The sequence below is a fragment of the Bacillus sp. BC05(2025) genome, from assembly GCF_056725905.1.
Map to the genome: position 1 here is coordinate 196421 of NZ_JBWYRA010000007.1, position 13202 is coordinate 209622.

6 protein-coding genes and 2 pseudogenes are annotated in these 13202 nt (G+C 33.9%); 1 reads left to right on the plus strand and 7 read right to left on the minus strand.

Annotated features, from left to right (window positions below; genetic code table 11):
• Nucleotides 1-130 precede the first annotated feature (130 nt).
• Complete coding sequence (gene opuD, locus ACZ76X_RS21160; RefSeq protein ID WP_479851611.1) at nucleotides 131-1681, plus strand: glycine betaine transporter OpuD; 1551 nt, start codon at nucleotides 131-133, stop codon at nucleotides 1679-1681.
• A gap of 129 nt (nucleotides 1682-1810) precedes the next feature.
• Here the strand turns inward: opuD and ACZ76X_RS21165 are convergent.
• The 7 genes and pseudogenes from ACZ76X_RS21165 to ACZ76X_RS21195 form a co-directional block, all read right to left on the minus strand.
• Nucleotides 1811-1979, minus strand: a pseudogene (locus ACZ76X_RS21165) (GNAT family N-acetyltransferase); the annotation flags it as partial.
• Between the two features lie 119 nt (nucleotides 1980-2098).
• Nucleotides 2099-5053, minus strand: coding sequence for an NEAT domain-containing protein (locus tag ACZ76X_RS21170; RefSeq protein ID WP_479851612.1), 2955 nt, complete (start codon nucleotides 5051-5053; stop codon nucleotides 2099-2101).
• Nucleotides 5054-5182: 129 nt separating this feature from the next.
• Nucleotides 5183-5335, minus strand: a pseudogene (locus ACZ76X_RS21175) (sporulation protein YhbH); the annotation flags it as partial.
• A gap of 652 nt (nucleotides 5336-5987) precedes the next feature.
• A complete protein-coding gene (locus ACZ76X_RS21180) occupies nucleotides 5988-9038 on the minus strand; it encodes a type I restriction endonuclease subunit R (protein ID WP_479851613.1) in 3051 nt (1016 codons plus the stop codon).
• A 29-nt stretch (nucleotides 9039-9067) separates the two neighbouring features.
• The gene (locus tag ACZ76X_RS21185; RefSeq protein WP_479851614.1) at nucleotides 9068-10330 is read right to left on the minus strand and encodes a restriction endonuclease subunit S; all 1263 of its coding nucleotides are present in this window, start codon (nucleotides 10328-10330) and stop codon (nucleotides 9068-9070) included.
• Nucleotides 10323-11936, minus strand: coding sequence for a type I restriction-modification system subunit M (locus tag ACZ76X_RS21190; protein WP_479851615.1), 1614 nt, complete (start codon nucleotides 11934-11936; stop codon nucleotides 10323-10325). The genes ACZ76X_RS21185 and ACZ76X_RS21190 overlap by 8 nt, the downstream gene beginning before the upstream one ends.
• Nucleotides 11937-11955: 19 nt before the next feature.
• Entirely contained in the window at nucleotides 11956-12519 is a 564-nt protein-coding gene (locus ACZ76X_RS21195; RefSeq protein ID WP_479851616.1) for a restriction endonuclease subunit S, read from the minus strand.
• Nucleotides 12520-13202: the final 683 nt, after the last annotated feature.

Below are 13202 nucleotides of genomic sequence, written 5' to 3' on the forward strand. Positions count from 1 at the left end.
CAATAGGTATGAATCTATAGCGATTAAACAGTCCCTTTACACGTTCTAAAAATCGAATTTTTTGACAATTAAACCTTTAATTGTTATGATTAATATAATTGTTAACTTTATTAAACAAGGGTGGGATTCTATGATAAAAAAAGAGAACAGTGTATTTTATATCTCCATCTTGCTAACAACATTATTCATCATATGGGGAATTACCCCGGCAAGTTGGATACAAGGCTATGATTTACAAAGCGTTACATCTTCCTTAAATTCATTTATCCTCAATAAATTTGGATGGTTTTACTCTCTACTTATGACCGCAATGATTATTTTAGCCGCTTATTTAGCATTTTCTAAGTACGGTTCTATTCGTCTTGGTAAGGATGGAGAAAAACCAAAGTATAGTTATCCATCTTGGCTATCCATGTTATTTGGGGCAGGAATGGGAATTGGACTCCTCTTTTATGGAATCGCTGAACCGATTTCACACTTTACAGATCCACTAACAGGAAAAGGAGGTACAGAGGAAAGCGCCAAGCTCGCTATGCAATATTCATTTTTCCACTGGGGTCTCTTTCCATGGTCACTATACGCAATGGTTGCTTTAACAATTGCATATTTCACATTTCGCAAACAAAAAGGTAGCACAATTGGGGCTACAGTTACTCCATTATTTAATCGATCGAAAAATTCTCCTATCGGAAAAACAGTTGATATTTTAGCTGTTTTAGCCACTGTATTCGGTATTGTGCCATCTGTTGGGATTGGTGCTCAACAAATCGCCGGAGGATTAAGCTATTTATTCCCTTCTATTCATAACACTTTACTTACACAGCTCATACTTATCGCCATCTTCGCTGTTTTATATTTAACAAGCGCACAAACTGGCTTAGATCGTGGGATTAAATATTTGAGTAACTTAAATTTCTCTCTTGCAGGTATTTTACTCGTCTCCTTTTTACTTTTAGGACCAACTGTATTCATTATGAAATATTTCACATCTACACTCGGTTCTTATATCGGAGCTTTGCCTAGTATGGGATTAAATTTAGGAGCATTTAATGAAAAATCTTCTTCTTGGATAGAAAACTGGACTATTTTCTATTGGGGATGGTGGATCTCTTGGTCCCCATTCGTCGGTACATTCATCGCCCGTATTTCTAAAGGACGCACAATAAAAGAATTTATTTTTGGAGTTGTATTAGTCCCAACTCTTATCTGCACATTTTGGTTTGCAGTATTTGGCGGTACCGCTATCCATATGGAAATGTTCCAATCGCTTGGTATAGCTGATGAAATCGCGAAAAATGGTACAGAGATTGGATTATTTGCTGTTATTTCACACCTACCGTTCTCTACATTTTTAACAATTATCGGGTTAATTTTAGTAGCCACATTTTTCGTTACTTCTGCTGACTCGGCAACATTTGTTGTTTCCATGCAAACGAGTAACGGAAGCTTATCACCGAAAAATAGTTTAAAACTTATATGGGGATTAACAATCGCGATCATTGCAGCTATTTTATTACAAGCTGGAGGATTAAATGCACTGCAAATTGCGGCTATAATCGCAGCACTACCATTTTCTATCGTAGTCGTTCTTATGGTTACCTCACTCTTTAAAGAGCTACGAAAAGAAGATGTTAATTTGCAAACGAAAGAAATTCCGAAAAAAATAAAAAAGGTTATGTAACGATTAGCACCTCTTATACAAGAAGAATTCGGCCCTCAAATTAATCCTGAATCTGTTATTACTGAGGGCGGCAAAATAAATGAAATAAAACCCATTCGTATGAAATATAATCTTCATACGAATGGGTTTTTACTCTATTATATAGTGTTGTAAACATGCTTTTTCCTCAAAACCTACTTTCTTGTACAACTCCATCGCACGATCATTATTCGTATTCAAGCATAGTTCTATCTTTCATCCCTTGGAACGAGAAAATATACTGAACAGCAGCTTGTAATAACCGCTCTCCGACACCTTTCCCATTTATATCCTTCTAAAAAGACATCATCATAAGCATATTTCAAAATGAAATCGCCATGATAATGTCTTCTCAAAAAAACATATAATCATTTTACATTATAATGAGATAATACGTTTTTATTTCTTAAATAATCTCTTTCTAAAAAAAAACATATTCAGTGCTGAAAGAACTAATGCTATGCCTGAAAGTAACGTTGATGTATTCGCTTGTCCACCTGTTGCTCCTAATGATTTCTTACTTTCTTCTTGCTTATTAACAGCTTGTTTATTTTCTTTCACGTTTTGATTCTCTACTACTTTTTCTTTCACAACCTGATTGTTCACGCTTTGGTCTTGAACTGCTACTGACTGATTTAATGCGTTTTTTGAACCTTCAATTTCTTTTGTTGGTTCTTTTACTTCTTTTGATCCTTCAGCTCCTGTTGTTGGCTCTTCCACTTCTTCTTTCGATTCTTCCACTTCTTTTGCTGGTTCTTTTGCCTCTTCTTTCGGGCCTTCAACTTCTTTTGTTGATTCTTTTACTTCTTCTTTTGATTCTTCCACTTCTTTTGACGGTTCTTTTGGCTCTTCTTTCGAGCCTTCAACTTCTTTTGTTGATTCTTTTACTTCTTCTTTTGATTCTTCCACTTCTTTTGACGGTTCTTTTACTTCTTCTTTCGATTCTTCCACTTCTTTTGTTGGTTCTTTTACTTCCTCTTTCGATTCTTCCACTTCTTGTGCTGGTTCTTTTACTTCTTCTTTTCCAATTATATTCTGGATTACTGTTCCGTTAAAACTTATACTAATTTCATCCGAATCTAAATCAAATTTATATACCTTTTCACCTGGAGTACTCCATTTTATTACTCCATTGTTAAACGTTCCACTCTCACTTGTTAGTTCAATATTCTCAATGCGTTCCCCTTCTAAATCATATACAGGAACTTGAATTTCTTCATTTACTTTCGCTTCATCTAAAAAGATTTTTTGTCTTCCAACATCAATTGAAAACCACTGACCTAATTGTATTAACGGCCTTACATCACGAATCTCATTTCCAGATAATTTTAAGCTAATTAAATCTAGCATGGAACCAAGAATCGATACATCTTTAATATGATTGTCCGTAAGATTTAACCATTGTAGATTTTTTAATGAAGATAGTGGTGTTATATCTTCAATTTGATTATGAGATACATTCACATCGTTCAGCCTTTCTAAGTTCGAGATAAATTCGATATTCTTCAAACTTACTCCTTCTAAAGTGAGTTTTTCTAAGTTCGTCATGTACTCTAACCCTGTTATATCCTTTATCTCTTTTCCTTTTTCTTTAAGTACCTCTAATTTTTTAATCTGTAATAAATCTTCTTTTGTGATAGGAGCGTTTAAATTCTCTCTACCTAAATTCTCTTTATTAATATGTTGTTGTAAAGTTTTATCGAGAATTACATTTTCCTTTTGTTCATTATCCTCTTTGATTGTTTCCTTTCTTTCATCTAACCTTTCAACAACATTTTGAATTACTGTTCCATTAAACTTAATACGATTCTCTTCTGGCTTTATATCCAACATAAATTCGTATGTTTTTTCACCGGTAGTACTCCATTTAACAGAACCATTATTAACTATTCCATCTCCATTCTTTAATTGAATAGTATTGAATGGCTCTCCTTGTAAATTATAGATAGGTATTTTAACTTCCTTATCTTTTTCCACATCATCTAAAAAGATTTTTTGTCTTTGAACGTCAATGTACATTCTTTTTCCTAACTCTTGAACCGGTCTAACATCACGAATTTCGTTTGACCCTAGCTTTAAATCATATAAACCTGTTAATTGACTAAGTGGAGTTATATCTGAAATAAAGTTTTCTTCTAGATTTAGTTTCTGTAACCCTGATAATTTTGATAATGGTGTAAGATCTACTAATTCATTTTTGGAAAGCCCTAATTCAATTAATTTATTCATTCCATTAATATGTTCGACATTACTCAATCCATTATTGGTTATTTCAAATGTCTTTAAATTCTTTAATTGGTGAACTCCTTCAAGACCTGCATTACTAATTTGATTATTTGCTACAGTTAAAGTCCTTAAAGATTTCACTGTAAATAATGGTTTAATATCTTTTATATCATTACTATTTAAATCTAGCATTTTAATCTTCTTCATTTGGCTTAATGGGCTTAAATCTGAGATTTTATTGTTTCTCAAAGTTAAAAACTCCAGGTGCTCTAACTCAGCCAAAGGTCCAATATCTTTAAGTTCACCATAAGTTATACTTACTGATTTCAATTTCCTCAAGTTCGAGATAAATTGTATATTTTCTAACTTAACTTCTTCCAACGTTAAGCTTTCTAAGTTCTTCATATATTCTAGACCGCTTACATCTTTTATTCCTTTACTTTTGGCTTCAACGACTATTAAAGATTTAACTTTTAATAAATCTTCCTTAGTTATTGGCGTATTTAGATTCTCTCTATTCAAGTTATATTTATTAATATGCCTTTGTAGTTGCTTATCTACTATTACATTCGCATCTTGTTGATCTACTTTATCCTCCTTATTTTCCTTTTGTTCTTCTGGAACATCTTTATCTAAATTCAATGTATTTACTTCAAATTGTACTTGGTACTTATTATCATAGGCCATTGTCGGAATATAAATATGCATTTGCATATTATACCTTTTCCCTAATTCCCCTACTTCAAACTGAATCACTTTCGTTCCATTTTTCTTTTTATCTTCTGATATTACTTTTACATCATGGAACACACCTGGAGTATGAATATCCTCTGTTTTCAAGTATTTGAAGAAATCACTATCACTTAACGTTGCCGTTACGATTTTCTTTCCATTCTCAATTGTTAACTTAGGATTCTTTATATAAACAGCTGCCATAGACTCTTCATTCGTTTTATCTTTATATGCTTTCATAACAGCATCATATGTACCATCTTCTAAAGCATATTCCTTTTTATTAGCCTCAATTGCTACGACTGCTAAAGCAGGTGTTGAATACGCAGCAAATGGAAGTGATAACGCCGCAGCGATAATCATCGCATTTATATGTTTTCTTTTATTTTTCTTCAACCTTACATCTCCTCCAAAATATATAAATCTCAATGTAATCATATCTCGAATAAATGATAATGATTTTCATTTTCATTGTCAACTAGAAAAATAAAAAGTTTACAAAAAAATAACCCCTTCTTTAAGGGGTTATGCCATTTTCTCTCCTGATTCTTCTCTAAAGAAGCTCTTCATCGCGTGGAATACATCTGCTTTTTGCTTTAAAATATAATATCTGAAATTCTCATCTTTAATATTTTTATAGGCTGACATAAGTGTACTGTGGCGATTATACTGGTTCAATTAGCAGGGGTGTAACCAAATTTAAATATATTCAGTTCCCAAAACTCGCTGATAACTTTATTATTTTCGCCTCAAGAAATACATTCCTCTTTAAAAATGTGTTGTACCTTATACTCAATAATTCCTCAGGCCTCCTTACAGCAAGAATAATAAGGCATTTTTTATTTACTTAATTACCGAGCTCTCAAATGTTTTAAATAGTTACTTATCCCCTAATCACCTAGTATGTTTATTTCTCTAAATCGCTGTCCATAATAATAAATAAAGACAAACCCTTTATCCCTAAGATACAAGCTCTTTCTCAGGAGCATCAAACTCGGTGATTTGGAAGCTGTGGTGTACCTTTTGAAACAAAAAAAGAATCCTTTTACAGCAAGGATTCTTGAACAGGAAATTACAAATATATAGTAATAAGAGAATTACTTATAATTGTATCTTATATGGTTATAATTTAATATCGAGAAAATAGTATATATATATCTAAATCTATAAATTCATATTATGTAGCCTAATTACTATAAAATTTATATTGGAGGTAGCACGCAAATTAATTCGCTTAGAGTAGTAAAATTCGACATTTTAACAAAAACGATGGTTTTCTTGTCTTGTAAAATACCAATTTCACTCTCTTTTAAAGGCATTATTTTAAACCCTATTTGTTTTGCAATGGAAGAACATCATGAATCATCATTTCTTCGAAAGCATTTTTGACTGATTTCCAATACTTTAATTTTGTTACTGGATTTTCAGCATGTTCTTTGTATGCTTCATAATCGCTTGTACGCTTCAATTCAGCTTCACCATTTTGTTTTTCAAGGTTTTGATTATAGTTTGCAACCATAAATGCAAGTTCAGATTTCTGTACTCTCCATGTACTCACAAACCCATCTACTAACGTATTAATCGTTTGCTGTATCATTTGTTCTAATAGTGACGATACATGTTGATCGCGATAGGCTTCTGGATTCGCTTGAATGTTTGTCCATAGTTCTTCCATTAATCCGGCGAGTGTCGGATTCCCTTTTTTCAACCTTGCTAAATACTGATTGATTTCTTCTACTGTCTTTTCAGCCGGTGGTTGTTTCTCTTTTTTATCGTGCATATTCGGTAAAAAGGCTTGGATGAGAAGCAAAATGTATTCATAATTGATTTCTTCTGTTTTCACAGATTCCAACTCATACTCAATATTCACGTCCACATCGTCTTTATCTTCTTTTTCTCGACGAAGTTTCTCTAGTGCATTGACGTATTTGCCATGGTACTCTTCAATTTCGTCCATTTGGATTGGATAATCTGAACCAAGCTGCACATCACTATACTCGGTATATACTTGAATGTTCGCAAAGGCTTTATCTAAAACTTGATAGGCTTTCGCAAATTTCTTCAATTGCGCTGTTTCTAAGCCCTCTAAATCTATTTCTTCAGGTGTTGGGGCTATCTCACGTAATTCCTCAATTGCTGTTAAGAACGCTTCGTGTGCTTCCTCCCACGTTGGTGCAACCACTTCATTTTCGCCACCATTTGAATAAAGGACAAGTGCTTGCTTCACTTTTTCTTCAAAAATCATGGGTGTTTGGAATGTTACGATTTGACCGTATTTTTTCGACTTATCGAACAGACGGTTTGTACGTGAAAAAGCTTGAATTAAATCATGTGGCTTCATTGCAGGGCGGTCAATGAACAATGTCGATAGACAAGGCGCATCAAAACCTGTTAATAAACGATCCACAACAATGATAATATCCAATTGTTCCGATCTAGGTAAGAACTTCTCTTTTTTACGTGCTAAACGGTCATTGACGTTGCGATTGTATGAACGCATCGTTTCCAACGTATAGCTTGTAGCGAAGGCTTCATTGTAATCAAGAAGGGCCTCTTTCATCTTCTCTTGATTTTCGATAGAAGATTCCTCATTTTCGGAAATCGAGTAGGTAATCGCTACTTTCGGGAAGTCTGGTAAAGTACGTTTTGTTTTCTCACTAATCTGAATGGTTGTTTTTCCTACTTTTACACGTTTAAACAGGTCGTAATAACGTTGTGCCTGTGTAATCGAAGAAGTTGTTAGAATCGCATTATACGTCTTACCGGCACCGTTTTGGAAGCCGAGTTTGTTGCGGGATTTGTTAACGATTGATTGAATGACTTCTAACATATGACGTTCATCTTCATACACACGCTTCGGTAGACGTGCTTCTTTATCTGCAAGTGTAAGGTCGTCTAATTCAATTTCACTATCTAATTGAACCAATGCTTCATCGAGTTCTTCTTCTGAAAAGGTACTCTTATATTCGATTTGGAACCCTAACACCGCTTTATCGTAAATAGCTTCTTTGACCGTATATTCATGTAATCTTTGCCCATATTGTCCCTCTGTTGTACGAGGGAGATTACCTACAGCCTGTTTCGCATTTTCAGCGAAAATAGGCGTACCTGTAAAGCCGTACCATAATGAACGAACAAAGAATTCTTTAATTTCTTGTTGTTTTTGAGGTGATACTGCTCGGTGACATTCATCTACGACAAATGCTATTTTCAACTGACGCAAAGTATCAGATTTCTTTGTATCGTCTTTTCCATCAAAACGTTTCATAACATGATTTAACTTCTGAATCGTTGTCACGACAACATTTCGATCTTTGGACAGTAACTTCTTAATTAAATCATTCACATTGTCCGTTTCATCAATTTCAATCACATCATGTTCTGCATACGATTCGAATGAACCCGTTGTTTGTTGGTCTAAATCGACACGATCCACAATAAAGATTGTTTTTTGTAAGGACGGAATTTGAAGTAAATTACGTGCTACTTTGTACGATGTTAATGTTTTACCTGAACCGGTTGTATGCCATACATAGCCCGATTCTTGGCGTCTTGAAGCTTCTTTCACCGCTTCAATCGCATGGATTTGATACGGACGAAGCAAAATCAAAGCCTTTTTCGCACTATCAATGACCGTATATTGCGTCACCATTTTGTGTGCCTGCGGAATCGAGAGAACATTTTCAGCAAAATCTAAGTAATTATTGACCGGTTGATTTTCACAATCTACCCATTTACTTAAAAATTGTTCATTCAATTTTTCATCACGAGCAGTCGCAATATAACGTGTATCTGTACCATTCGATACGACAAACATCTGTACAGTCGAGAAAATACCTGTAAATTTATCTTCTTTTAAATACTTTTTAATTTGACGAAAGCCTTCCATGTAGGAGTGCTTTCGATTTTTCAACTCAATATGAATCATCGGTAATCCGTTAATGAGTAGTGTCACATCAAAACGACGTTCTTGATCTGCTTTTGCTCGTTTATTGCTCTGATATTGATTAATTACTTCATAAGAGGACATACCTCCCGCTACATCAGCACGATTTAATACTCTCAAACGAATCGTACCAAGTGCCGCATCTTCTCGCTGTACTTGGACTTTAGCGACGCCATTTTCACCCGCTAACCATTTCGCAGCTTCATAGAAATTCACGAAATGAAGCTGTTCTTTAATTTGACGAAATTCTTGTTCTGTTAAAGGAATCTCGTTCAGCACATCTTTATTATTGTTTTCGAGCTTATTTTTAAAGTTTTCCCACAAATCATCTTCCGTATGTAAATCCTCTCGATATGTCCATTGAGATTCACCACGTATTAATTGTTGAATTAAGTTATCTTCTAGTTCTGATTCAGGTACAAAAGAATGAACCATACGCTCACCTCATTTCGATTTTTAAAATATTAAACGAACATGCGCTGTAATAACGCTTTTTTCAGTTGTTGGTAATCTTCCAGCTTTTTCTGATGAAGGGCGATCGTATCGTCCAGTTGCTTAAAGAATGTGCCGATTTTTTGTTGTTCACTAAAATTAACTGGATACAAAAAACTCCATTTTTCTAATTTAGTGGTTGAAATAAAAGGTTGATCAGATCCTACAGCTTCCTTTTTAACAAATTTATAAATCTCGTTTTCTATTATTTGATAAGAAAACTCCTTGCTCATATTATCAGTTTTAAAATTAACTTTCCCCGCTCTTTGGTAAAGTAAAGAATTATTTAAATTTGCAGGAACCTTAGCTATTTTTAAAAGATTATTAGTTATTGGCCGATTTAATCCTACAACTATATCGTCAGTTTTCAGGATAAAACCCTCATATTTATTCAGGAAATCGCTAGGAAGATAATTCCAATCATTAGAGAGGACTTCACCATGTTGAATTGATTCACCGTTAACAATATGAACTCCCTCTTTTACATAATCATCTCTTTTAAAAGCAAAACCGGAAGATATCTTATATAAATCTCCAAATAAAGTTTCTTCCCAATCCCCACTAAACCCCTCAAAGCGAACTTTCGGCACACGTTCGCCTTTTTGTGGGAACATTTTTTGCAGCATCGCTTTTTTGTATTGATGCTGCTGTTCGACCAATTGTTGTTGCAAAGCGATTGTATCGTCCAATCGTTTGAAGAATGTGCCGATTTTTTGTTGTTCTTCGAAAGTTGGATATAAATTTTCGAACTTAGTTAAATTAGGGTAATTGATTCCAAATACTTTCATCCCTGTTCCTGTTTTATATCCAAATTTCTTAAAGCTTTGAGAGTATAATAGATAATAAATATAAATTGAACTGTATTTGTTTTTCGGTCTTAAAGCAATTGTATGCAGACCTGCTATTAACTTTTGCTTTGGTGTATTTAGTATTAAAGCAGGTGTCGCAATACCTTGATAATCTTCCGAAGCATCAGCTAATACTAAATCATCTTTTTGTAAAGAGATATAAGCCCCCGCTACAATATTCGGCAATATATTCGAATCATCTATTAAAGATGCTTTTTTAGTATGGATATCACCATAATGTATATATTTATATCCTGTAAATTCTACAGTCTCTACATCACGAGATAATGCATAAGACTTTACTTTATCTACTACCTCACTTAAAGCAACTGTATTATATATTTTATCTAATGATTTAAATCTCACCTCAGGCATAGCCTTACTCATTCTTTTCACCACCTAATCCAAACGCTTGAATAAAGTGTTGAAGTTCTTTTTGAGCATCTTCGTTCGTACCCTCCAATTCATTCAGCATCGCAAATAGATTTTGCTCAGCTTGTTGGAGTTCTTGCTGTGTTTGTTGCATTGCACCTGATAGCTCAACAAGTGAGATTTCTTCCTCTTCCTCAAATGTGTCCACATAGCGAGGGATGTTTAAGTTGTAATCATTTTCAACGATTTCCTCGAAAGAAGCGACATGTGCGTATTTTTCAAAATTTTTACGTTGAATATAGGTTTCAAGCATTTTGTCGATATGTTCATCTGTTAAGACGTTTTGATTTTTACCTTTTTCAAACTCGTTTGATGCGTCGATAAATAGCACATCTTTTGTTGAACGATTTTTCTTTAAGATGATAACCGTTGTAGGTATAGATGTATTAAAGAAAATGTTCGGTGGTAGCCCGATCACCGTATCAATTGCTCCGTTATCTAATAAAATTTTACGAATCTTACCTTCTGTATTCCCTCTAAATAAAACGCCATGTGGCAATACAATCGCCATAACACCGCTGTCTTTCAAGTGATAGAAGCCATGTAGTAAGAAAGCAAAGTCTGCTTTTGATTTTGGAGCTAATACTCCGTACATTGAGAAGCGTGGGTCATCTAAGAAGCCTTTTTCCGCGGTCCACTTAGCCGAATATGGAGGATTCATTAATACTCCATCAAAATTCGTTGGTTCATCAGTAGGCCAGTCTTGATCTAAGGTATCTGCATTGTTCAAATGTTGATTGGCAGTGTCTACACCGTGCAAAATCATGTTCATACGAGCCAAGTTATAGGTAGACGTATTTAGCTCTTGTCCGAAATATGAAATCGTTCCGGCTTCATTCGAGTATTTCTTCACGTTTAATAGAAGTGAACCTGATCCCATTGTTGGATCATACACCGAGAAGCCTTTTTGATTTTCTTTGTCATGTAAGACGATTCTTGTCATAAGCGTTGAAATGGCTTGTGGCGTGTAGAATTCTCCCGCTTTCTTACCTGAATCCGATGCAAATTGGCCGATTAAATATTCATACGCATCACCTAGCATGTCACCGTCATGTCCTGCAACGTTCAATACCGATAATTCTTTCATCACTTCCGCAATCGTTTGATTTTGCTTTTGAGGTGTTGAACCTAGTTTTTTCGAGTATAGATCGACATCTTCAAATAAATTTTCAAATGTTTCACTTGATTGCTCAATATTGCGGAAACCTTGTGCCAAATCTTCTAATTGGAATAGCCCTTTATGGATACCTTGAACAAGTGCTGTGAAGGTTAAGTTCGGTTCAAGTGTATAAGAAAAGTCATATTGTAATTCGCCAAATAGATCATCTTTCACATCTTCATCTTGGTACGCTTCTGCGTAGACTTTTTGTGCGACTTCTAGGTCGGTTGTTGGTTCTTCGAGTAATGATGCAGCATGAATAAGCATCTTATCTGATAAGTATTTATAGAAAACTAATCCTAATAGGTAACTTTTGTATTCATTTGCGTCCATTTTAGAGCGTAAAACATCAGCTGAATTCCATAATGCTTGGTATAGTGTTTTCGAGTTTTTTTCTTCCATTTCTTCCACTCCTAATAAATTAGTTATTTTCCACATCTGATTTTTGAATCAATTTCAAAAAAAATTGTTCTTCTAATTCAGATTGTTGTTTTAATAAATATTGTCGTTTACATAAGTTAAAATAAGCTCTACCAATAAATGATTGCTGTTGAAGATTAGGTAAATTAACATTTAAATCCTTTAAAATAGCTGGTGTCATTTTAGGTAAATTAGTACCTTGCATGAGCACATTTTTTTGTTTACGAATATGATTTGATTCATTTAAAACATAGCAGAAATAATACGGGTCAATCAATGATTCATCAATAATTACTTTGGCGAAATTTTGATTAAGCAACTTCCCTTGATTATCTTCTGTTACTACAGTTGCCTTTGTGCCAACAAAGCTAACCACAATATCGCCCGTATGAGTGAGATGATTACTTTGCAAATTTCTATTCTGTTTCAAATATTCACCATCTATATGAGTTAGGTCAAAATTCAAGTCATCAAATGTATAAAAAATATGTTCCTTTAATCCATCATCAGAGATTCTTGAAACATTTTGACCTACTTTGATTATTGCAACCTCATTTATTTTCATGGTGCCCTCCTTTATGTAATTCGGTAGAATTACCTAACGATATATTTGATATTATCATGGAAACAACATAATATCAAGTAATTCTTTTGAATTACTCGATGTTATGTCACAAAAAAAGAACTGTACTCACAGTTCCTTACAATATTAAAGCTATTAACAGATATTTCATTATTTCTAATTATCACTATCATCCATAACAATTTATCTACTATAACTTCTTTTGGGATCTGTGTAGTAATGGAACTAAATCACGCGTTTAAAGCATTAACGGACATTATAACCGTTAATAAATAAGCTGAAAAGGTCACATTTACTGTTTTTTTAGATATTTTTTAACAGTTTATAGTGGTGCGCTGTCATAGACCGCAAAGTAAAATCTAATGAAGTTATAAAAAGTGTATCGTACACTTTGGGAAAGGGTTTATGATAATCATTTTGGCAATTATTTTTGGTAATTATTTTTGGTAATATCGTATGCCAGTGATACGAAGTACCTTAATCAAGATTAAATCAATTACAAAAATTATGTGTTTTGGTAACGACTCTTATTATTTTATCCGATTTAAAGAGTTTACTTTGCGGTTCATAGTAAGAACCCTGCCATTACCCCTTATTAAAAGATGATTTATCGGGTATTACTGCTGCTCGGCGCTTTATTGCTCAATATGTATATCAAAAGAAAG

Excerpts from the sequence above, each read along its gene's own strand:
- ACZ76X_RS21190 (WP_479851615.1), bottom strand. The coding sequence starts at position 11,936 with ATGGAAGAAAAAAACTCGAAAACACTATACCAAGCATTATGGAATTCA.
- ACZ76X_RS21180 (WP_479851613.1), bottom strand. The coding sequence starts at position 9,038 with ATGGTTCATTCTTTTGTACCTGAATCAGAACTAGAAGATAACTTAATT.
- opuD (WP_479851611.1), top strand. The coding sequence starts at position 131 with ATGATAAAAAAAGAGAACAGTGTATTTTATATCTCCATCTTGCTAACA.
- ACZ76X_RS21185 (WP_479851614.1), bottom strand. The coding sequence starts at position 10,330 with ATGAGTAAGGCTATGCCTGAGGTGAGATTTAAATCATTAGATAAAATA.
- ACZ76X_RS21195 (WP_479851616.1), bottom strand. The coding sequence starts at position 12,519 with ATGAAAATAAATGAGGTTGCAATAATCAAAGTAGGTCAAAATGTTTCA.